At 36.1% G+C, this 22,853-nt stretch carries 20 protein-coding genes and 1 pseudogene; 13 read left to right on the top strand and 8 right to left on the bottom strand.

What is annotated here, in order from left to right:
* Positions 1-29: 29 nt before the first annotated feature.
* The 4 genes and pseudogenes from ACWIX0_RS09615 to ACWIX0_RS09600 all read right to left on the bottom strand — a co-directional run.
* On the bottom strand, positions 30-728 hold the full coding sequence (locus ACWIX0_RS09615) for a hypothetical protein (protein WP_454173789.1): 699 nt from the start codon (positions 726-728) through the stop codon (positions 30-32).
* 11 nt (positions 729-739) lie between these two features.
* Positions 740-2,014, bottom strand: coding sequence for a hypothetical protein (locus ACWIX0_RS09610; RefSeq protein ID WP_454173788.1), 1,275 nt, complete (start codon positions 2,012-2,014; stop codon positions 740-742).
* A gap of 2 nt (positions 2,015-2,016) precedes the next feature.
* Positions 2,017-3,276 (bottom strand): hypothetical protein, encoded by a 1,260-nt coding sequence (locus ACWIX0_RS09605; RefSeq protein WP_454173787.1) that lies wholly within the window; start codon positions 3,274-3,276, stop codon positions 2,017-2,019.
* Between the two features lie 60 nt (positions 3,277-3,336).
* Positions 3,337-3,506, bottom strand: a pseudogene (locus ACWIX0_RS09600) (IS1595 family transposase); the annotation flags it as partial.
* A 1,024-nt stretch (positions 3,507-4,530) separates the two neighbouring features.
* On the opposite strand from ACWIX0_RS09600, the gene ACWIX0_RS09595 reads away from it, so the two are divergent.
* Entirely contained in the window at positions 4,531-4,881 is a 351-nt protein-coding gene (locus tag ACWIX0_RS09595; protein ID WP_454173786.1) for a PDZ domain-containing protein, read from the top strand.
* A complete protein-coding gene (locus tag ACWIX0_RS09590; RefSeq protein WP_454173785.1) occupies positions 4,817-5,143 on the top strand; it encodes a tetratricopeptide repeat protein in 327 nt (108 codons plus the stop codon). The genes ACWIX0_RS09595 and ACWIX0_RS09590 overlap by 65 nt, the downstream gene beginning before the upstream one ends.
* A gap of 294 nt (positions 5,144-5,437) precedes the next feature.
* Here the strand turns inward: ACWIX0_RS09590 and ACWIX0_RS09585 are convergent, their stop codons facing one another.
* Both ACWIX0_RS09585 and hemB read right to left on the bottom strand, forming a co-directional pair.
* Positions 5,438-6,190 carry a pseudouridine synthase gene (locus ACWIX0_RS09585; RefSeq protein WP_454173791.1) on the bottom strand — a complete coding sequence of 251 codons (753 nt, stop codon included), beginning with the start codon at positions 6,188-6,190 and terminating at the stop codon, positions 5,438-5,440.
* A gap of 242 nt (positions 6,191-6,432) precedes the next feature.
* On the bottom strand, positions 6,433-7,428 hold the full coding sequence (hemB, locus tag ACWIX0_RS09580) for a porphobilinogen synthase (RefSeq protein WP_454173784.1): 996 nt from the start codon (positions 7,426-7,428) through the stop codon (positions 6,433-6,435).
* A 202-nt stretch (positions 7,429-7,630) separates the two neighbouring features.
* Between hemB and ACWIX0_RS09575 the strand changes: the two genes are divergently transcribed.
* The 8 genes from ACWIX0_RS09575 (at position 7,631) to ACWIX0_RS09540 (ending at position 16,058) form a co-directional block, all read left to right on the top strand.
* Entirely contained in the window at positions 7,631-8,632 is a 1,002-nt protein-coding gene (locus tag ACWIX0_RS09575; RefSeq protein WP_454173783.1) for a hypothetical protein, read from the top strand.
* Positions 8,633-8,908: 276 nt separating this feature from the next.
* A complete protein-coding gene (locus ACWIX0_RS09570; protein WP_454173782.1) occupies positions 8,909-10,279 on the top strand; it encodes a hemolysin family protein in 1,371 nt (456 codons plus the stop codon).
* A gap of 54 nt (positions 10,280-10,333) precedes the next feature.
* Positions 10,334-11,209, top strand: coding sequence for a 5-formyltetrahydrofolate cyclo-ligase (locus tag ACWIX0_RS09565; RefSeq protein WP_454173781.1), 876 nt, complete (start codon positions 10,334-10,336; stop codon positions 11,207-11,209).
* A complete protein-coding gene (gene rny / locus ACWIX0_RS09560; RefSeq protein WP_454173780.1) occupies positions 11,124-12,698 on the top strand; it encodes a ribonuclease Y in 1,575 nt (524 codons plus the stop codon). The genes ACWIX0_RS09565 and rny overlap by 86 nt, the downstream gene beginning before the upstream one ends.
* A gap of 52 nt (positions 12,699-12,750) precedes the next feature.
* The gene (locus ACWIX0_RS09555) at positions 12,751-13,515 is read left to right on the top strand and encodes a hypothetical protein (RefSeq protein WP_454173779.1); all 765 of its coding nucleotides are present in this window, start codon (positions 12,751-12,753) and stop codon (positions 13,513-13,515) included.
* A 47-nt stretch (positions 13,516-13,562) separates the two neighbouring features.
* Positions 13,563-14,519, top strand: coding sequence for a signal recognition particle-docking protein FtsY (ftsY, locus tag ACWIX0_RS09550; protein WP_454173778.1), 957 nt, complete (start codon positions 13,563-13,565; stop codon positions 14,517-14,519).
* Between the two features lie 317 nt (positions 14,520-14,836).
* The gene (locus ACWIX0_RS09545) at positions 14,837-15,133 is read left to right on the top strand and encodes a hypothetical protein (protein ID WP_454173777.1); all 297 of its coding nucleotides are present in this window, start codon (positions 14,837-14,839) and stop codon (positions 15,131-15,133) included.
* Positions 15,134-15,224: 91 nt separating this feature from the next.
* Entirely contained in the window at positions 15,225-16,058 is an 834-nt protein-coding gene (locus tag ACWIX0_RS09540; RefSeq protein WP_454173776.1) for a hypothetical protein, read from the top strand.
* Positions 16,059-16,190: 132 nt separating this feature from the next.
* Here ACWIX0_RS09540 and ACWIX0_RS09535 read toward each other — a convergent pair whose 3' ends face one another.
* Both ACWIX0_RS09535 and ACWIX0_RS09530 read right to left on the bottom strand, forming a co-directional pair.
* Positions 16,191-16,859 carry a UbiX family flavin prenyltransferase gene (locus ACWIX0_RS09535; RefSeq protein WP_454173775.1) on the bottom strand — a complete coding sequence of 223 codons (669 nt, stop codon included), beginning with the start codon at positions 16,857-16,859 and terminating at the stop codon, positions 16,191-16,193.
* A 68-nt stretch (positions 16,860-16,927) separates the two neighbouring features.
* On the bottom strand, positions 16,928-19,831 hold the full coding sequence (locus ACWIX0_RS09530) for a phosphoenolpyruvate carboxylase (protein ID WP_454173774.1): 2,904 nt from the start codon (positions 19,829-19,831) through the stop codon (positions 16,928-16,930).
* 336 nt (positions 19,832-20,167) lie between these two features.
* On the opposite strand from ACWIX0_RS09530, the gene ilvC reads away from it, so the two are divergent.
* Genes ilvC through ACWIX0_RS09515 form a run of 3 tightly spaced genes read left to right on the top strand, consistent with a single transcriptional unit; the run spans position 20,168 to position 22,727 of the window.
* On the top strand, positions 20,168-21,214 hold the full coding sequence (gene ilvC / locus ACWIX0_RS09525; RefSeq protein ID WP_454152181.1) for a ketol-acid reductoisomerase: 1,047 nt from the start codon (positions 20,168-20,170) through the stop codon (positions 21,212-21,214).
* A gap of 14 nt (positions 21,215-21,228) precedes the next feature.
* Positions 21,229-21,480, top strand: coding sequence for a hypothetical protein (locus tag ACWIX0_RS09520; RefSeq protein ID WP_454173773.1), 252 nt, complete (start codon positions 21,229-21,231; stop codon positions 21,478-21,480).
* A gap of 53 nt (positions 21,481-21,533) precedes the next feature.
* Positions 21,534-22,727: a glycosyltransferase gene (locus ACWIX0_RS09515; RefSeq protein WP_454173790.1), complete on the top strand. Its 1,194-nt coding sequence runs from the start codon at positions 21,534-21,536 to the stop codon at positions 22,725-22,727.
* Positions 22,728-22,853: the final 126 nt, after the last annotated feature.

Below are 22,853 nucleotides of genomic sequence, written 5' to 3'. Positions count from 1 at the left end.
TGTCCATAATTTAACCTTTGCGTATTATGCTACTCTAGCATAAATATAATTGGAAAATTAGCTTTGTTTATATTGCATTTTCCATTTTTACGCTCATATTTATTTACTTTATCACTAGACTTTTTGCTTAATGTGTAAAACACTTCATAAAGTTTATGAAATGCCTCGCCATATTTTGCATATTTTTCTTTATTATAAAAATTTATCATTATCCTAATTAAAAAATAAGTTTCTTGTGATTGAGTAAATAATGTATCCATAGATTCGCATACTTTATCACTTTGTAAAAATTCATCTAAAATATAGATTCCATACAATATAAGCATTAAATATAAATCTTTACTTATTTTGTCTAAATATTCTTGTGTGCATTTTGTGTTATTTGTTCGTAGTTTTTGCTGTGTGCCTTTGTTGCCATAAATACATAAATTATAATCTCTACCTAATTGTTTGACTTTAGATTTTAATTTTTCAATAGAATCTAAATGTTGCTGTTTAGTCATTTCTTTTATGTTTTGTAAGCGCGAATTTAGCTCATTATGATTTAGAGTCTCAGCGAAATAAAGCTGTGAAAAAAATAAAGCTGGATTATAATAATAGTTCGCTACAGGGCGAATCAACCATTCTTTATCTGCCGTGCTTATCGTTGCGTTATTTTCTACATCTTTACAACCAAAACACAATATCGCTAGTAAAAAACAGCAGAATCTATCGATTTTTATTTTCATCATACTATCCTTTACTTCAATCTCAAATCTAGTTTTTGCATTATTTCTTTACTCCAGCCTTTTGGAGGGTTTGTGATGCTAGGATAGATTCTAGGGAAAAATTCGATATATACGCTTTTGTTATCGCTTAATTCAAAATAGTATTTGCCTAGTGGGGAGGGTTTAACTTTTGTAATTTTATTAAATATATCCTCTCGCAAAGAGCAAGGTTCTTTATCATTGCAAAAATCACTCATATCGATATTTGGGGAGTATTGTTCGTAGCCTTTTGATTTTGGTAAATCTCGCTCTTTATAATAAAACTTCTTAAGATTAACAAAGCCTTCAATATACCCAAATTCAAATTCTAATGGCGATATATTTGGATAAAACATAGGAATAAATTCTACTTTTGGATATTTTTTTATATAAGGATTTTTTATGCTCATATCATAATTGCAATCAACATCATCATAATCATTTGTTAAATTATTATAAAAATGTTCCTTATAAGCCCCTGCGTTAAAAAGTAAATGATTTTCATCTTGGAATCTACCACTAAAATATGGAATCAAAAACTCTCTCAAACTCCACACCAAATACGCATAAAACAACTTATCATATAATAAGATTTTATGATTTGGTTGATTGGTTTTGGATAGAAAATCAAGTGTAAGTAGCATAGCGTTTGTATAAGGGGTTTTAGGGGCATTACTCCACCATTTAAACATATCTTTTTGCAAGATTCCTTTTGATAATAAATCATCATAGATTTTATCGTGTAAATGATAGGCTTTAATGCCGTGATTTTTGTTTATTGATTCTATGTAGTTTGCGATAAATTCTGTGTTTTCTTGGTGTAATTGCGTGAAATATGAGATGATTTGCTCTTTTGTTAAAACAATATTATCTTTGTGCCTAAAGTAGTGGATTTTTTGGTAGGGGATATAGCTAGAATTCGCTCTGCATACATTACCACTACAATATACAAGAGATTTAAAAGGTTTTTTTGCTTTTTTATTGATTTCATTTAGCCAAAATGTATTTAGCCCTTCAAAGCTAGAATCTGTGAGATTTGATGGGATAAATTTTGGTGCTAAAATGCCTTTTTTGTTTTTTTCAAAAATGATTTTGCCAAGATAAAGCGTGGCTGTAAAATCTTGTAATGGCGTAAAGCGAGTGTTAAAATAACTCATTTTTACCCTATCATCAACAGATATTATATTTGTTTGTATTCCTAAATATATGGTTTTATCTTTCCTAATGTTAAATGGATATTCTTTAATGTTTAGCGGTTTTACTGTCATTGTTATATCCTATATTTAATACTATTTGTAATCTGTGCTGATACATACTTTGCGTCTATTTCGCTTGGTTGAATTGCATAAATATTTTGCTCTCCTGTGCTTTTTTTTACAAATTGTTTAAATATTGTATCAATATTATCATCATTAGCATCAATGTAAAAATCATGAGATATTCGTAAATATCTTAATATGATATTGGCTGTGGCAATTTTTTTTTCGCTTATGTAATAATGTCTTATTTCGTGAAATATAGTATCTAAAATATGTTTTTTGCTTTTTATATATGCACTATTTAATGTTATGGTGGCGTTTTTTTTATCATATTCGCCAAAAAAGCCTCTTTCTCGTTCATAACATTCTATGTCAATTTGTGGTAATTTAAATTTTTCGAGCAAATTCTTAATCAGTGTCCTGCAAAAATTTTCATTGATTTGTTGTTTATACTTATTTATGGTGTTGTCATATACTTCTAGCGAATATTGAATATATTTATCCCTATCACTCACATATTCCCCATTATCATTTGTTATGCTTTCTACAAAATCCTCATTCCCCAAATCAAACCTATAATAAATATAAGCGATTTTGCACGCGATTTGTGGATTTTGTCTAGCATAGTTTGAAAAATCATCTTTTGCTTCTTTGGGCAATGCTTTTAAAAATGCTACTGCTTCTGCTAGATTATAAATATGCTCTAATTGATTCCATTTGTTTATATCGTTGCTATTTAATATGTTGCCATATTTCATTTTACTTTGCCCATCTCTTTGGATCTCTTTGATAGCATTATCTTTTTCTATCCCCACACAAAAGCTCGTATTTAGTTTTATGTGGCAAATTTGTGAAATATGTGTAATATGCTTGCTATTTTCAATAATATTTTTTGGATAGACAATTACAACAATAAAAGATTTTAGAGAAGTTGTTTCATTATTGCGATTTATCGGTAGCGTAAATGTAATTTTATTTATATTGATTTCTTTGGTATCATATTTGAATACATTGACATTGTATGTTGCATTAGGCTTATTATTTGTAAGCAAGTGCTTTATTTTTTCAAACATAAAAACATTTTTATACAAAGAGTCTAATTCTGTTTGGCTTGTTATTTCTATAAATCCCCATTGTAGTTGTTGGTTTTGTGAAGGATATATTTCTAGCTCAATATAACTTCCCGGTGCAAATGGTGCATTTAAGTCATATCGTTTATCAATGGCTTTAATAGCGTGTTGGGATTGTGTTTGTTGAGATTGTTGGGACATTTTATCTCCAAATGATTGACTAAACGCATAAAATCCTTATAGTATTTTTAGATAATATTTTTAGGCTAAATCCAACTTAAGCGGTTGATTTCTTATCATTTTTGTGCCAAGATTTTATATAAATCTTGCTGTTTAATTTGAGTATTATACCTAAATTCTGTTTCTTTCAAATGAAGTAAGAAACTCTCTTTTTTGATTCCTTTAAATTTGCTTAATCTATGTTTAGCATAGCCCATTCTGCTTGTAGCTACAAGCAAAACGAAGCAAAAATAGCTTTTATCAACTTCAATTTTGCCTTGCATTTTAGATATTTTTTCACATTCTTTTGCGATTAAGATTCTAATATTTTTGCAAAATTTATTGACACTTTGGCAAGAAATTTTGCTTAATTTTGCATTTTTTACCGCTTCAATATCTAAATCTCTTGCAAAGTTAATAGCGTAATCGAAGTAGAAAAATATTTAAGAATCTTTTTTTAAAATCTCTCTTGTTTTTGCCTCTTAAATTCTTGCAAAGGTTTTTATGTGTAGCAATATACTTGTTTTTCATCAGTATAATCATAACTTAAGCCTCATTTATTTTGTCTTAAGTTGTCTTGAGCCAAAAAATATTAGATTTTGTAAAAACAAATGAGCCAAAATATCCACAAATAGACTTCAAAAACACGCAAATAGGAATAATAAGAAATATGCTAGCAAGAGCAAACTTCTATGATTTTAATAATGAAATAATGCTTAATAATTTATATTCTAAGGCAGAGAAAATATTTAGGCAATGTGAAAAACTTTTTGTCGCGCGGGTTTCTTAAGATTTTAAAAAATTATCTTTAAATTAGTAGATTTTGTGAAAATGTGAAAAACTATCGGGCAAATGCCGATAGGCAGGGCGTTACAAAGAACTTGAAAATTTGGGTATAGTGATACATTTGTATAGGTATAGTGATATATTTGTGGGGTTTTTAGAAACTTTGTAAGTATCCATAAATTGCGACTTAGAGTCGATAGAATCAAAAAAAAGCTAGATATATTTAATGCAGTGTTCCGCATTTTGTAGATTCTTAATAGCACAACAATCATAACTCTAGCAAGATTTTAATAATTCCATAATTTCAACTTGATTTATATCTAGCCTAAGAATTAAAGCGTGATAGTGAGGGCGAACAAAGCGCGAGCTATATTTGCCAACTAGAAAATATTTTAGGCATAAAACCATATTTGTGCTTAAACTTGCTACGAAACTTCATAAGAAAATTATTTGTTTTGTGGTATCGTTTTTTGTCTAAAAACGCTTTTTGATAAAGTGCAAAATCAAAAAAAAGAGCAAAAAATGAAAAAACTCGTTTTAATATGTGGAATCCTAGCAAGTGTGCTAACCGTGGGATACTCTGCGATGAGTCAAGCTGAGATTGAAAGGGCTAGAGATAATTGTGTAAAAAATGATAAAAGTGCGTGTCAAGAATTGATTGATAATGGTTTGGCTAGCGTGAAAGAATGTGGCAAAGATGAAGGTAAAGATGGTTGCGTATCTGTAGGCTGCGTTTATGGTGTTGCAGGGTATCATAGAGATGCGATACCATACTTTGAAAAACATTGTTTTGGGGGATAATGGCGCATCTTATTTTTTGGGAGTCGCTTACGAAAAATTAAATGATTATTTGAACGCAAAGAAATATTATGAAATCTCGTGTAATGCAGGCAATGAAAATCAATCAAGTTCTTGCTACAACTTAGGGCTAATGTATGACAAAGGACAAGGCGTGAAGCAAAAACGCTCTATCGCTAAGCAATACTATGGCAAAGCGTGTGATTTGGGTTCATACAAGGGCTGTGATAATTACAATAGATTAGATAATGCTGGCGTGCAATAATAGCTTTGTTTATAGATTTTGCAAAAATAATCTTTGTCAAAATCTATAAAACTAAATCCACCCTAAACAAATGATTTTTCATCATTTTTGCGCCACGATTTTACAAATCTTGTCTTTTTTTCTCTTTTGATTTTGCTATTGCATAAAATCTATATCAAAATGTCGCTTTTACTAGCTTTGATTTTTTTCTTTTAATGTAGGGTTTTTTCATTCTTTGGGGGATTAAGATTTTAATTTGTTTGATGATTTTACGGACACTTTGATTAGAATATTTTATGTTTTTGCCTAAAATCTTTATGTTTTTAAAAATTCTTTCAAATCTTTGTATTCTTGTTTGTTAAAAAATCGAGTTTTTCCCACAGGCAAAGCATTTAGGCTAACAAACCCAAATCTAACTCGCCGTAAATCTAGCACTTTGGCATCAAAATGTGCAAAAAATCTGCGCAATTCCCTATTTTGCCCCTCATTTATCACTACTTTTAGACGCGAAAAAGAGCGCGTATTTTTGATAATCTGCACTTCAATAAAAGGCGCAAAATCCATAGCAGTAATCTTGCTTAGCCTATGCGCACCTTTTTTTGCATTTTTTAAGCTTAGTCCATTTTGCATAGCGTCTAGCATTTTTTGCGACACGGCAGAATCGATTTTTAGTATGTATTCGCGCTCTAGCGCACTTTTGCTTAGCATATCTACTACGCGCTTAGAATCACTCAAAATCAGCAATCCCTCACTAGCAAAATCTAGCCTCCCCACAGGCGCAAAATGCCTAAATTTCTCTCCCAAACTATCATAAATCACGCGCCTAGAGAGAGAATCTACCCTGCTTACTAACTCTCCTTTTGGCTTATGATAGACTATCGCGCTAAAATGGGCTTGATTTTTTTCTTTTATGAGTTTGCCATCGATAAAGACTTTTTCTCCTTGAAAGACTATGTCGCCAAGCGTGGCGATTTTGTGCTTGATTTTTACGCGATTTTGGGATATTAGCTCATCTGCTTGTCGCCTAGAATATGGGCAATTTTGTGCAATATATGCGTTTATGCGAATAGATTTTTCCTCTTTTTTGTTGCTAGATTTTTTTGGGATAGATTTTTTTTGGTTAGATTCTTTTTTGTTAGATTTCTCGTGGCTAGATTTTCTTTTGGCAGATATGTTTTTAGTCGCAATCTTTGCACTAGATTTTGTGCTAGCAGAATCTTTTTTTATGAAATCTTTAGATTTGACAAAATCTTTTTTTGTGCTTTTTGCCACTTGCAAATCCTTAATTTTTGATAAAATCTAAATACTTGCTAGCCAAAATTTTTTAGCATTGTAGCGACTTCTTTTGCGTGGTAAGAGATGATTATATCCGCTCCTGCGCGCTTAAATCCCGTGAGGGTTTCTAGCACGATTTTTTCATAATCAATTACCCCTGCATTTTTCCCCGCCTGCATTAGCGCGTATTCGCCACTGACATTATACACGGCTAATGGCAAAAGTGTGCGCTCTCTCACATCTCGCACAATGTCTAAAAACGCCAATGCTGGCTTTATCATCAAAATATCTGCCCCCTCTTCCTCATCGCTTAGGCTTTCCCTTATGGCTTCTTTGCGATTTGCGATGTCTTGTTGGTAGGATTTTCTATCCCCAAAGCTAGGCGCAGAGTTTGCAACTTCTCTAAATGGTCCATAATACGCGCTTGCAAACTTCGTAGAATAGCTCATAATGGGGATTTGACAAAATCCTGTGCTATCTAGGTTTGTGCGTATTGCTTGCACCATTCCATCCATTGACGCGCTAGGCGCGATAATGTCTGCGCCCGCACTTGCAAGATTGATTGCTTGTTTGGCTAAAATCTCTAAAGTTTTGTCATTATCTACGCTAGTTAGATTTTGTGCTTTATTAGATTCTAAGATTCCGCAATGCCCGTGGCTAGTGTATTCGCAAAAGCATAAATCCACACTTACCAAAAAATGTGGAAAATCTTTTTTGATAGCCCTCACACTCTCACACACGATATTTTGCGGGTTTAATGCCTCGCTTCCTACTTCATCTTTATTGCCAACTATCCCAAAAAGCAAGATTTTATGCAAACCCAAAGAATCTAATTCCTTGCATTCTAATAAAAGAGAATCTAAACTCATTTGATACACGCCTTGCATAGAAGCGATTTCGCGCTTTATGCCATTTCCCTCCACGACAAAAAGCGGGTAAATAAAATCCCTCAAACTTAAATGCGTATCGCGCACCAAATCACGCAAAATAGGGCTACTTCTTAATCTACGAAATCGTCTAAATTCTGCCATTTTTACTCCTTTGTGTCAAAGCCTATGACAAAAATATGGGCTAAAAATTATGAAAGAAATATATCATTATTTGATAAGATTTTGATTAGATTTTGCGTTTGCGTAAAAAGGCATTATTTTTGCAAGGATATTTTGTAAGCACATTTTGTAAGCGACAACATATTTGCATAACATATTTTAACTTTTAACAAAAGAGGGCAAAATGCTATCAAGCCACGATTTAAACATTATGACTTCGTATCTAAAATCTAAAGGCTACACAAAGGAGCAAATCGCTTCAATGAATGATAAGCAAATCTTAAAAGAGTATGAGGAAAAATCAAAAGAATTTATCTACCAAGCAAAAAAGCAAATCGATATTATCCCACAATCACAAAAAAACGAACTACACAAAGAATATCAGCACCTAGAAATCCCAATCGAGCTAGCACAAATCATCGAGGGGGATAATGTCAAAATCTATGAAATGCTAGATGAATATATCGAAAACTACACCGTGCGCGAGGTGGCAGAGACGATTTTTATGAAAACAAAAAAAACCAAAATCGCCAAGCTAGAAAAAATGATGCGCATCAAGCGAAGCCAACTCCAAGAAGTATGGCTAGAATCCTTAGAGCGAAATCTAAGCACTTTGCCCGCAGAGGAAGCTCAAACGCTTTTAAAATTTTATTACGACAAAAAAGACAATTTAATCGAGCTAAAACATATCTATACGCGCTCAAATGACAAAAAATACTTGCAACAAATCTATGAAATCGCCTCGATGAAACTCCACATTGTGCGGGATTATATGCCAAAAGAGCTAGAGGATACTTACCGCGTGTATTATGATAATAGCCAAGAGAAAATATCGCTTATTAAGCAGATTTTGGAAATGTCAAATGGCTTTGAAAAAGGCTATCTTTTGGGGCTATCTATACACGATTTGGGGGAATTATTTACCCAAATCCAAGAGGATTTAGAGCGCAAACGCAAAGAGGAAGAGGAAGTCAAAATGTATTTTGATGAGTTTAAAGACGCGCTACATAGCACAAAAGAAGAGATGTTTTTAGAAGTCTGCATTGATGCGGCAAGTGCGCTGTCTAGAGAGAGATTTCAAGAGCTATGTGCTTCTTTAGCAAAAAAATACAAAACCTTTCGTCATCGATTTACCGATATTGCTAGACATCATAAAGAAGTTAGCAATTTGCAGATTGTTTTTTAGGGCTAAAATCAAAACATTTGCTAACTAGATTTTAAGTATTTAGTGCTATAATCCTAAGATTTAGCTTTAAAATTTGCGTTGATTTTTAGCTTTTTAGCTTTAAAATCAACAATAAAATCTAGCAAAACGCTATTTTGGTTATCTTTTTGCTTTTTTGTAAAAGATGGTTTGTGAAATGATTTTGCAAAAGATTATGCAAGCAAGTATTATTAAAAAAGCGAAAAATGCTAGCCAAAACCTAGATTTTATGTTATCTAGGATTTAAGGAGTTTAGATTTGGACCCGTCCCATTCGGTTTTTATGCTACTTTTAGCAGTGATATTTGTGCTATTAAATGCCTTTTTTGTTGTTGCAGAATTTGCGATTGTCAAAGTGCGCCGCTCTAAATTAGAGGAGCTACAAAAAAGTAGCCAAAAAGCAAAACTTGCTTTATCTATCACAAAGCGGCTAGATTCTTATCTCTCTGCCACACAGCTAGGTATCACGCTATCTTCGCTAGCACTTGGGTGGATAGGCGAGCCTGCATTAGCTAGACTTATTGCCATTCCTTTTGCGCACTTTTTTGGGGAAAATCCACTGCTTATCCATAGTATCGCTGTTATCATTGCTTTTACGCTTATTACCTTGCTTCATGTCGTGCTAGGCGAAATCGTCCCAAAATCCATAGCCATAGCTAAAAGCGAAAAATCCGCACTTTTTGTGGCATACCCGCTGTATTATTTTTCTGTCGCTTTTTTTCCTATCATCAAACTTTTTGACGCATTAGCAGCCTTTATCTTGCGTAGGCTACATATCACGCCAGCAAGCGAGGAGGAAAACGCACATTCTGAAGAGGAGTTAAAAATCATCGTAGGGGAGAGCCTAAAGGGTGGTTTTATTGATTCTTATGAGGGGGAAATCATCAAAAATGCGGTAGATTTTAGCGAAACAATCGCCAAAGAAATAATGACACCGCGCAAAGATATGGTATGCCTAAATGCAGAATCTAGCTATGCTGAAAATATCGCAATCATCAAGCAGACAAACCACACGCGCTACCCATACTGCAAAAGCGGAAAAGATAACATTATCGGTATGATTCATATACGAGATTTGCTGATTAGCTCGGCGCAATCAAAATCTAAGCCAAATTTGGAGAGCATTATCCGCAAAATGATAATCGTCCCAGAAACTGCTAGAATCTCTCAAATCCTAACAATGATGAACAAAGAGCAAATCCACATAGCCCTAGTCATCGATGAATACGGAGGCACAGCAGGACTGCTTACGATGGAGGACATTATCGAGGAAGTGATGGGCGATGTAACCGATGAACACGACTTAAAAAATCAAGAGACAAAATGCGTAGGCGATGGGGTTTATGAGGTAAATGGTATGCTTGATTTAGAAAGCGTAGAGGAGCTTATGGGTATCGAATTTCAAGGGGATTTAGAGCAAGTAACTATCGGTGGATATGTGTTTAATTTGCTTGGGCGATTGCCTATGGTGGGGGATAGCCTTAGCCAAGATGGCGTAGAATTTGTCGTGCTAGAAATGGATGGGGCTAGAATCAAACGGCTAAAAATCACAAAAATAAAAAATGATGGGCTAGAATCTAGCCAAAAAGATAGCAAAGATTCTAAAGAAGTTGTTGAAATTGTGAAATGATTTTGCGCACTAAAATGCAAAATCTATCAAAATCTAGCGAAAAAAACCCACAAAATGCAAGACACCAAAACACTAGGCAAGCAAAATCTACCAAGACAAAATCTACCATTTTGTGCGTTAGAATCTAGCGCGTTTGAAACAAAAGCTGATTTTCGATGCGCAATCAAATCCCACATAAAATCTAATCAAAAAATAAACACAAAATCTAGCAAAAATTCTCGCATAGATTTTGCTCCAAAATCTAGCAAAAATGATTGCCACCAAGACTACAAAGATTTTGACAAAGATTTTTGCACAAAATCTAGCGCAATCAAGACAGCTTGTAAAATATCCTATTCAAATCGCCATTTAAATGCCCTGCTAGAAAGGATTTTGTCCCAAAAACGATTTAGAAATATTTTGCTTTATTATCCCCTGCCTTTTGAGGCAAATATCTTGCCATTGCTAAAAAAACTTAAAAAAAACAAAAATAAAAGAATTTTTTTGCCAACTATAAAGGGGCTTAACTTTAAAATGTTATTATACCGACTGCCTTTAGTAAAAAATACATTAGGAATTTTTGAGCCAAGCCTTAGCTCGTATATGCCAAGAAATATTGATTTTGCACTTATCCCAGCACTTGGGATTGATAGAGATTTTGCACGAATAGGTATGGGGAAGGGAATGTATGATAGGGTATTTGCTACCCACCCGCACGATAGATACAAGACACAAAAAATATGCAAAATATTTGTAAGCCAAAATCTATATATTTCTAAGCGCGTTTTGGGCGAGGCTTTTGACATAAAAACTAGTATGTATTTAAGCTATAAATTTGGAAAATCACAAAAAAAAGGTTTTAATAATGTCGTGGATACTTTTATTAAGTTTTTTAGGTTTCGGGGTGTTGGTAGGAGCAGTGGTATTTTTTGTCTGCCGAAAAATCGCTAGCTTAGATTCTACTCATTTGCTCACTCAAGCAAAAGCAAAAGCCCGTGCTATCGAGCTAGAAGCGCAAGCCCTGCTTGATAAGCAAAAATTTTTAGCAAAAGAGCGGGAGTTGCAATTAGAGCAAGAATACAAAAGCAAAGTTCATAGTATGAATGATGAGCTAAAGCGCAAAGCGTATGAATTTGAATGCAAGGAAAATCGACTCAAAGATAGGCTAGAGCGAGAGACGGAGGATTTGAAAAAAGAGAGAGATAAAATCAATTTAGAGCTAAATAGTCTATCCCTCCAAAAAGATAGCCAGCTAAAAATCCAACAGCAATATTTAGACAAAATCGAAGAGCTAAATAAAACTCTTAGCCACTATACAGGGCTTACCAAAGATGAAGCTAGAAAAATCTTGCTAAAAAACCTAGAAGATGAGCTAATCAATGATAAAGCCCATCTTATTCGCCGTTATGAAAAAGAAGCAAAAGAGGAAGCACAAAAAATCGCAAATTTTATCCTAGCCCAAGCCACTACTCGCTATGCAGGCGAGTTTGCCTCCGAGCGACTTATCAATGTCATAACCCTGCCAGATGATGAGATGAAAGGTAGAATCATCGGCAAAGAGGGGCGAAATATCAAGGCATTAGAGCTAAAAAGTGGCGTAGATGTTATCATTGATGATACGCCTGCTACGATTATTTTAAGCAGTTTTAATCTCTACCGCAGAACCATCGCAGTAAAAACCATCAACACTCTTGTAGAAGATGGCAGAATCCACCCCGCCAAAATCGAGGAAGTCTATGAGCGCATAGAAGCGCAAATGGATACAGAAGTGCAAGAGGAGGGCAAAAGCGTGGTGCTTGATTTGGGGCTTGATTATATGCATCCTGAGATTATTAGGCTTATTGGAAAGTTGCGCTATCGAGCGAGTTTTGGGCAAAACGCGCTTGGGCACTCTATACAAACGGCAAATCTAGCAGGAATCATTGCTGCCCAGCTTGGTGGCGATGAAAAGCTAGCAAGACGCGCAGGGCTACTCCACGATATAGGCAAGGCTTTGACGATAGAAAATGGCGGGGGAAATCATGTAACGCTAGGCGCGGAAGTGTGCAGACGATACAAAGAACACCCTGTGGTAATCAATGCTATAATGAGCCACCACGGAAACGAACCATTTGAGACTGTGGAGGCAGCAGCTGTGTGTGCCGCTGACACGCTATCTGCGGCTCGCCCTGGAGCTAGAAGAGAAGTGCTAGAGAGCTTTTTAAATCGTATGCAGGATTTAGAAAAAATCGCCACTGATAAGCTAGGCGTAAAACAAGCCTATGCAATCAATGCGGGGAGAGAACTACGCGTAATAGTGCGCGCAGATGTGATAAATGATTCTCAAAGTATCGTGCTAGCAAAAAGCATCGCAAAAGAGATAGAAAAAAATCTAAACTATCCGGGCGAAGTCAAAGTAAGCGTAATCCGCGAAGTGCGAGCGGTGGAATTTGCCCACTAGATTTTGGGCTAGATTTTAGCGTTTGGGTAAGATTTTATTTTAGGATTTGACTATGAAATTTTTTACAAAAATCACGCAAAAAAGTGCTATTTTTTTACTTTTTGCCACTCTTGGCTTTTTATCTCAAGGGTGCAAAAATAGCGAAGTAAGTCAAAAAAGTTTTGCTTATACTTCGCTAGATTCTAGTTATGATATTGCCATACAGACGCCACTTCTACTTTCAAATCCTGCCGACACAGATACTCCTATAAACTCCAAAAACCTAAAAGAAAAACTTATCTTAGAAAAAAATAGCAAGGCGCAAAATCGCATTATTATGCTTGTGTTTATGGATATAGATTGTGATGATTGTGCGAGGTATTATGAGCATCTAAACCGCTTGGACGCAGAATCTAAAGCAATGATTGTAGGTGTGCTAGCAAAAAAAATCGATGAAAACTCTCTAGCAGGATTGCAAAAAAAATATGAGATTGGATTCCCTTTGCTAAACCCAAAATCAAGCAATGAAAATGAGCTTTTAGATTTGCTTGTGGCAAACAAAAATGCACGCATTCAAAATGATTTTAAAAGTATTAGCAATGTTATGCCTAGCCAAAATGCTAGCACAAGCACCAAACAAGACTTAAATGAGCAACTTAGTCAAAATCAAAATACGAAAGATTCTCCAAAAGATTCTGCAAAAATCGCAAAATCTAGCAAACTCCCTGCTTTGCCTTACTTTGTGTTGTTTGATAAATCTCAAATATTTTTCCAAGATTATGAGGGGATTATCCCTGAAGAGATTTTTTCAAGTGATATTGCCTCTCTTAGTCGCTAAAATAGCCTTTTTGTAACGACAAATAATGCTCCTTAAAAGGACTAAAAATGCTACGCTTTCTAAACAAAACTGCGCAAAATATCGCTTCAATCATTACAAAAGATTCTAGCAATTTGGTCGAAAAAAATGCTTTAGAAGAAGTGCTAATTGAATGTGATATAGACTATGAAATCATTGAGGAAATGCTATCTCGCCTCCCTAGCAAAATCTCTCGCAACGAGCTAAAAAAAGAATTTGAAACGATTTTAGATTTTGATAATGTAAAAAATATCCAAGATACAACAAATCTGCAAAATCAAAACGACTTTGCAAAAAATAGCTTTTTTAATGATTTATCAAACGCCACCGCACAAAATCCGCTAGTAAGCCTTATCATTGGCGTAAATGGTGCAGGCAAAACCACCACCATAGCAAAGCTAGCAGCCCACTCTTTATCTCAAGGAAAATCCACTCTTTTGGGTGCGGGCGATACATTTCGCGCAGCAGCTAGCGAGCAGCTAAAACTATGGGGCGAGAAGCTAGGCATATCTGTCATCGCACAAAAAGAGGGGAGCGATCCGAGCGCACTTGCCTTTAGCACGATACAATCGGGGCTAGCAAAGGGCATAGAGCATATCATAATCGACACCGCAGGGAGATTGCCAAATCAAGCAAATCTAAAAGCGGAGCTTGAAAAAATATTGCGCGTATCTAAAAAAGCCCTAGAAAATGACGGAATCAAAAAAGGCAAATGCCAATGCGTGCTTATCCTAGATGGCACGCAAGGTAGTGCCGCGCTAAATCAAGCAAAGATTTTTGGAGAATCCTTGCCACTAGATTTTGCTATCGTTACCAAGCTAGATGGTAGCGCAAAAGGTGGCGTGATTTTTAGCATAGCGCGGATTTTGGGTTTGCGCGTGGAGTTTATCGGGGTAGGGGAGAAAAAAGAAGATTTGCTAGCCTTTGATAAAAATGCCTATATTGATAGCCTGCTTGATTGCATATTTCCGCAAAAGCTAAACTAATAACTTTTTATACCGTTGTCATTGCGAGCAAAATCGCTAGATTGTGCGTGGGGCAATCTTATTATATGTGCTTTGTAAAGTCTTTTAACAATTCAGGTTTATTGCCACGATTAGTTTTATTTGCAATGACAAGAGAGATTTTTTAACTTCTATCAAAACCTTCAGTATAACAATGTTAGGTGTTTTTGATTCTCAAAAATCTAGTCAAAATAACAAATTATGAAAAACATAATCATTTTACTTGACAAGTAAATAAAAAATTGCTAGCATTTGTTCGCCACTCAAAAAACAATGACGAGTGGCAAAATAAAATTCCATTGAAGGAGTGTTTTATAAAACGACTAGTTTCTATTTTAAGTCTAAGTGTCTTTTTAGGCTTTAGCGGACTTTCAGCAAGCGTTGATTCTGCGGAATCTAAATTTATACAAGAGGATTCTAACTTTTTGTTTGGAACAGAAGTAACGAAACTCAATGTGCAAATTCTATCCAAACAAGAATTGGAAGAAGTTAAAGGCGAATTTTGTCCTATATTACTCACAGGACTTGGTATCGGTGCTATATCTTGGATTGTAGATGGTAGCTTTGAGCCTTATTTTGAATTTGGGAATAAATAAGCATTTTTTGTTATAATAAATGTTTATTGTTACGATAGCAAGCAAGGGAACACTTCCTGTTTGCTATCTTTGGTTGCTAAGGAATAATCAAATGCTTATATATCATACCCCATTAAAAAACTTCGTTACTTTTTTATTTTTAGGATTTTTGCCTACTTTTTTATCCGCGAAATATATTTGCACAGAAGATGCAAAAGGATTTTGGTGTAGCACTTCAAAAATCGGTATAGGCACATATTATGCTAACTACCAACACCCAACAATCAACTATGGCGGAGGATTTCTTAGCCTATCATCGCTATATTGGCGGAGTAGATTTAGTATTGGCGGGGATATAAGCGGGGGTTTAGGAGAGCAAAAAATCACTAATATCTTAGCAGAATCTAAAAATGTGCTTGGTGGATTTTTAGGATTGCAAATTTACCCTGGCATAAATCTTAGCGACTTACTAGGAGAATCTAGGCAAAATCCGTTTATCTTACATTTTTCTACTTCGTTTCATTTGGATAATTATGGATTGCGAAATAGTATGCCTGATACGCTACTTTTTACGCTTGGTGTGGGGATAAATGGTGCTAAGCATATAAACAAACTTGGACTAGAATATTCACTTAATTACGGCTATGTCGTATATGGAGCATATCAATTCATTGAACGCAAAAATCAAGACACCCTTGCAATAACGCGCAGAAATTCCGCGATTTTAGGACGCAATAGCCACGAAACAAAAGCAAGTTTTAGCATAATTTATGATACATTCTACACAAAATTCAATTTTATTTATCGCCACTTAGATGATTCGGCACAAGTGGGCGTAAAGCGATTTAGCACAGATTCTATCTCGCATACATTGGGTTATGCCCACACGCATAATTTTATCGCTAGCTTAGAATTTGGATATAGTTTTGGGGATTTTGGCAAGTGATTTTATGAAGGCATAACAAAATCGCGTTTTTTATCATTGTGTCTTGTTGATTTGGGTAATTTATTATGGCATTTATATGCTTTTTGGTTATTGTTACTTGTCATTTTTGGGATAAGTTAAATGTACAATTTGTTATTTATCATCTCCCCAGCGAGTAAAAAGTGAATGTTGGATTCCCAAAATATCTAGCCATTTTCCATAGATAAAATTTTCCATTTCTGCTAAATCTTTGGGGTAGCTATAATACGCGATGATGGGAGGTGCGATGATAACGCCAAGCGTGGCAAGATTTCTCATTTGCTCGCATACGATTGCATTTAGTGGCATTTCGCGTGGTGCTAGCAGGAGTGTTTTTCGCTCTTTTATCATCACACTTGCAGCACGCGTAAGCAATGTATCGCTTATTCCGCAAGAAATTTTTGCTAGAGTATCCATACTTGTGGGGATTATCGCCATAGCTTGGGCTTGGAAGCTACCAGAAGCCACAGGCGCGCCTATTTCGCTATCATCATAAATGTAAGATTTTTTGCTTTTGGTAGAATCTGCTTTGTTAGGTTTTGCTTTGCTAGAATGTATTTTAGATTTTACATTCTCTAAATCACACGATTCTAAAAGATATTTTTTTAGCTCATTTTCATTGCATTTTAGCTCATATTTTGCGCACTCTAGCGCACCTTTTGAGATGATGATATGCACTTCAAAATCATTTAAAATATGGGCTAAAAATCCTCTAGCTAGCTTTACCCCGCTAGCCCCGCTAATGCCTAGTATAAATCGTTTTTTTGCAAAATCATTTGCCATATTTTCTCACTTTTTTATCTTGCATTTGTATGTTTTAGATTTTGTTTTATTACCCAAATACACCAAAATCAGCCCGTATTGCGAAGCCCTTGTGCGATGCCTATGATTGTGGAGTGGATTTGCTCCATAAGCCTTGTTTTTTGTGTGTCATAGCTTGCGTTGTGATATTTTTTGATAAGCTCGATTTGCAAAAAGTTTAATATCATCACAGAATGATTGCGCAAAAGGATTGATTTTTGCAAAGTAGGCTCGCTATCTAGCAATCTTTCTTCCCCGCGTATTTTTACAAGCATATTCATTGTTTTTTCGTATTCTAAGCAGATTTTTTGCCAAATACTTTGCTTAACTTCATCATTTTCTACAAAGCTATTATATTGCGCCGCGATAGATAAATCCACTTTCAAAAAGGCTTGCGAAATGTTGCTAATCGTAGCGGCAAAAAATTCGCTTTGCTGATAGCATTCACGCAGTTTTGCAATGTCGTTTATTGATTCTAGCCCGCTACCTAGCCCATACCACGCGGGCAAAATCGCCCGATTTTGCGTCCAAGCAAACACCCACGGAATCGCACGCAAATCCTCTACCCTCGTGGTATCTCTGCGTTTGCTAGGACGCGAGCCTAGATTTAGCTGCTGGATAAATGCTATGGGCGTAGCAGATTTAAAATAATCAATAAAACCCGCACTCTCATATACTAAATCGCGATAGATTTTATGCGACACAGCAGAGATATTTTTCATTATTTCGTGGTGTGGATTGCTTAGAGCGCATTTGATGATGGGCACTTGTGATATGTCTTTATTTGATTTTTTGTCTAAAAGTAGCGTTTTTGCATTTAAATCTAAATCCCCTGCACAAAAAGAATCATAGCTTGATTTTTTTAGCAACGCACTCATCGTAGAGGATAAGAAAAACTGCGCGCTTGAGCGGTTTAGGTATTTTGAGCTTATCATTTCGCCCTGCTCAGTTGTCTTTAGAAAACCTTGCACGCTTTTTGGTGGGGAGGCTAAAAGAGCGGATTCTAGCGTGCCACCACCGCGAGAGACGCTTCCACCGCGTCCGTGAAATAGCACAAAAACAATGCCGATTTGCTCTTCTAATCTTTTTAGCGATTCTATCGCGACATAGAGACTATAATTGCTAGTAAAGATTCCGCCATCTTTGCTAGAATCCGAATATCCCACCATTATTTCTTGTCGCATACCAATGTCTCTCAAATAATGCGCATAATGCTTGTTTGCCACAAGCGTTTGCATAATGCTCCCCGCCCTTTCTAAATCATCAATGGTTTCAAATAATGGCGTAATAGCGATTCGTGCGCGAGTTTTTGGATTTTTGCTAGAATCTATGCAGGTTTTAGAAAAAATCGATTTGTTAATGTTTGTGGCGGGGTTAGATTCTAGGGAATCTAACAAGTTTGGCTCTTTATTTTCTTTGCTTGGTTTCCATAGATTTGTCTGCTTTGCAAACCAAAGCACGATTAGCAAATCGCTAGCATCAGTTGTCATAGATAAAATAAAAGTGCGCAATATGTTTTCGCCAATGTATTTTTTGCCCCACGCGATGCGCATAAAAATTTCTACCACCACTTGCGTTTTTTCGCTTAGTCGTTCTAGTAGGCTTCCTAGCTCGATTTTTGGCTTTCCTAAGGCTTTATCAAGTATTTCTAGTTTTTTGGATTCTGCATAAGTCATAAAGTCATTATCACAAACGCCTAGCAGACAAAAAATCTCACTAATGGCGTTTATAAACACATCTTTATGCTCTCTAAAATCTAACTGCATAAGATGAAAGCCACCAAGCAGGACAAAACGCCTAAATTGTCGCAAATATTTGCTAGATACTTCATCAAGGCATTCAATTAGCATTTCGACATCTTCTAGCAACTCGCTAGGCGTAGCATAAGTTTGGTTTATGCTATCGGGCGCATTTACAAATACTAAGCGATTATTTAGCTTTTTTATCATTATGTGGATTTTGGCTCGAAATGGCTCATTTGCATAAGTGGCTAGCGTTTTTTCACTCAAAATCCCGCTTTCTTTTTGCAATGATTTTTTTAGCCTTGATGAGATACTACTAAAATCTGTGCTAATCGACATTTCCCGCTCCAATCTTGCTAGCCTTTTTATGTAGTAGTTTATGATAAATTTATGCTGTATTTTCATCACTTCTGTCATTAGCTCATTTGTTACAAAAGGATTGCCATCTCTATCCCCACCTATCCAGCTTCCTAGATGTATAGGCGAGCTAGGCAGTGGTTTGTTTAGCATTTTTTCGATATACCAAAGCACCTTTTGGCTAGCAGGCAAAATCGAACTCTCCACGATAAAAAGCAAATTATCTAATTCAAAAAGAACTTCGATTTTTTGCGTGCGCACAAGGTTTGTCTGCCATAAAAGTCGCAAACGATATTGAATATGCTCCTTTGCTTTTAGCTCGCCTATTTCAAACAATTTATACAAATCCTGCGTGATTTCGCTATGTGCTTCTAAAAAAGTGCGCCGTCTAGATTCTGTGGGGTGTGCTGTGAAAACAGGATAAAAACAAATAGATTCTAGCACCTTGTCTAAATCCCCTCTATCAAAGCCCTCTTTTAATAACCCCTCATAAGTCGCCTTTATGCGCTCTAGGCTTTTATCAGAATCAATATTAAAACGCTCTTCTACGATATTGATTAAAATATTATAAAGCGAAAATGCCTTGATGATTTCAGGGGTTTTGCCTGCTTGAGAGATTTTTTCTAGCTCGTTTTTTAGCTGTTTGATAGAATGTTCGTTGTTTTGAAGTAGGATTTTATTTAGCGTCAAAAAATGCTCGCAAGCCTCGCTATCAACTTGCCTAAGCATATCTAGCATAATCTCTAAAATAAAGCGGATTTCATTGTCTAGAGCTTTTTCATCAAGTATGGGATTTTGGGTGGATTTGGCAGAATCATTGATAAAATCTTTTGGTTTTTTTGACTGCTTTTTCATTTTGTGCCTTTATTTGTGGTTGTGATTTTTTATGGTTAAGAAGTTGTTTGGTTGTCGCGTTTTTTATTTTTGCGTTGGCGTTATGCCTTTTTGGCTTATGCTTTACGCATTGGCTAAAGATTTTACTTAAAAATTCTTAACTCTATTTTATTTAATGTTTATTTTATGGCGATTTTAGGCTAATTTTGCAACGATTTTACCTTGCATTTACATTGACTTTTTTAGTTGTTTTTAAGAAAATTTTGTTAATTTATTTGCTTCTTAAACAAATTTAAACAAAATTGCCCTATAATCCAAAATCTGTTTTTAAAATTTAAACTTAAAAAGGAGATTGCAATGAGTTCTCAATCAAAATCAAACGCATTAAAGGTGTATTACGACAAGGATTGTGATTTAGCCCTTATCCAAAAGAAAAAAGTCGCAATCATCGGCTTTGGCTCGCAAGGACACGCCCACGCGGAAAATCTGCGCGATAGCGGCGTAGAGGTGATAATCGGGCTGTATAAAGGCGGCAAAAGCTGGGAAAAAGCTAAGGCAAAGGGCTTTACCGTGCTAGAAGTGCCTGAAGCGACCAAAAAAGCGGATATTATAATGATTTTAATCCCTGATGAGTTGCAAGCTGATGTCTTTGCCCGCGACATTGCGCCACATTTAAGCGAGGATAAAATCATCGCTTTTGGGCACGGATTTAACATTCACTTCGGGCAAATCACCGCACCAAAAGGCATAGGAATCATAATGGTAGCTCCAAAAGCTCCCGGACACACGGTGCGAAGCGAATTTGTCGCTGGCGGGGGAATCCCTGATTTAATCGCGGTGGAGCAAGACACCTCAAAAGGCGATGCCAAAGCAATCGCGCTAAGCTATGCGTGCGCTATCGGTGGCGGGCGAAGCGGTATCATCGAGACGACATTCAAAGATGAAACCGAGACAGATTTATTTGGCGAGCAAGCTGTGCTATGCGGGGGCGTAACGAGCCTTGTCAAAGCGGGATTTGAGACATTAGTAGAGGCTGGCTACCCTGAAGAAATGGCGTATTTTGAGTGCTTGCACGAGCTAAAACTCATTGTAGATTTAATCTATCAAGGCGGGCTAGCGGATATGCGCTACTCTATCTCAAACACCGCAGAGTATGGCGATATGGTAAGCGGACCACGCGTAATCAACGAGCAATCTAAGCAGGCGATGAAAGAGATTTTGAGCGAAATCCAAAACGGACGCTTTGCTAAAGACTTTATCTTAGAGCGCAAGGCTGGCTATGCGCGAATGAATGCAGAGCGCAAAAACTTGGCAAATCATAGAATCGAGCGTGTGGGCGAAAAACTCCGCGCAATGATGCCTTGGATAGGCAAAGGCAAACTCATCAATAAAGAGAAAAATTAGCAAGATAATACAAAATGAAAATTCTTTTGATTGGCGATGATATAAGCGTATTTGGCGGGGCAGAACGCGTGATAATAAATCTCGCAAACGCTTTGCAAGAATCGCTAATTGGGGGGCAGATTGATATATGTAGCCTAAAAAATAGTAGTAAGATTTTGCCTTTTACTCTAAAATCTAGCATAAATGTCTATTTTTATCCGCACCCGACTTGTAAAAATGACATAAAATCAAAATCTTTCAAACTAAAATTTTGCTTTTCAAAATAAAATCCTTGTTTTTTAAAGGCACAAAGATTCGCAGTGAAGATGTTTTGCGGTATATGCTAAGTGATTTTATCGCTAGAAAACATTATGATTTTGTGGTAGATAATTCGTGGAATCTTTACTTGCCACTGCATAAAAATAAGCACACAAAATACATTAAGATTTTGCATACAAGCGTTGCTTTTCAGGTTATCCACCAACCAAAAAGCTTTTTTGTAGAGCTAAAACATTTTGATTATTTAATCTATCCTGCGAGCCAAATTGATATTTGGCAGAAATATCATAAATGTGTCATAACAATCCCAAACTTTATCCCACAAATCCCACAAAAAAGCACGGATTATCGCCAAAAAGTGGTGCTAAGCGTGGGACGATTTTCAAGCGAAAAAGGCTTCTTGCGATTGATTGATATTTGGAAAATAGTGCAAGAAATGATAAATAATCCGTCCTTGCGCAAATCTGCCGACACTTCGTCATTGCGAGATTCTGCGTCAGCGGAATCGTGGCAATCCACACCTTGTCATACTGGGCATAGCGAAGTATCTCAAAAATCTACAAATGGAGATTCTTCGCTCACTGCGTTCGCTCAGAATGACAACAACATAGATTGCCACGAATTTGACAAGTCAAATTCTCGCAATGACGAATCTAATGTGCCAAGCAAACAATCGAAGGATTTGCGGTGTTGCTTTGGATTATTTTCGCGTGAAACAAGCGAGATAGGACTAAATCGTCCATCGAGCGAAGTTTTATGCGAAAATAATTCAAATGAATACCCAAAGGCAAATTGCAAACAAGACAACGCACATTGGAAACTCATAATCGTAGGCGATGGAATCCTAAAAAGCGAAATAGAGTCCAAAATCAAATCCCTAAACTTGCAAGATTCTATAATCATAAAGCCATTTACCAAAGAAATAGAGCGCGAATATTTGGGGGCAAGTATCTATGCGATGGCATCGCACTTTGAGGGCTTTGGTATGGTTTTGGCGGAGGCGAGTAGCTACAGCTTGCCTTGTATCGCCTTTGACATCGCCACAGGACCTAGCGATATTATCGCGCATAGCAAAAGTGGCTATTTGGTGAGCGATAATGACTTGGAGGGTTACGCAAAGCACTTAATCACGCTAATGAGCGATGAAAATTTGCGCTCTGCATTTGGCGCAGAATCTAAACGGCGAGTTAGCGAGAGATTCTCACAATCGATGGTAATCCAAAAATGGCAAGAATTGATTGAAAATAAAGGGTGAGATTTGTAGTAGATTTTACGAAATTGTGTGTGATTCTGCGAATTTTGCGCCAAAATGCAGAATCTGCATTTATGTTGTCATTGCGAGATTTTACTGCGTCAAATCGTGGTAATCCAAAATTTGTTT

This window comes from Helicobacter sp. T3_23-1059, assembly GCF_053654515.1.
The sequence above is the reverse complement of the archived record's forward strand: the minus strand, read 5'-3'. Positions and strand labels throughout refer to the sequence as shown.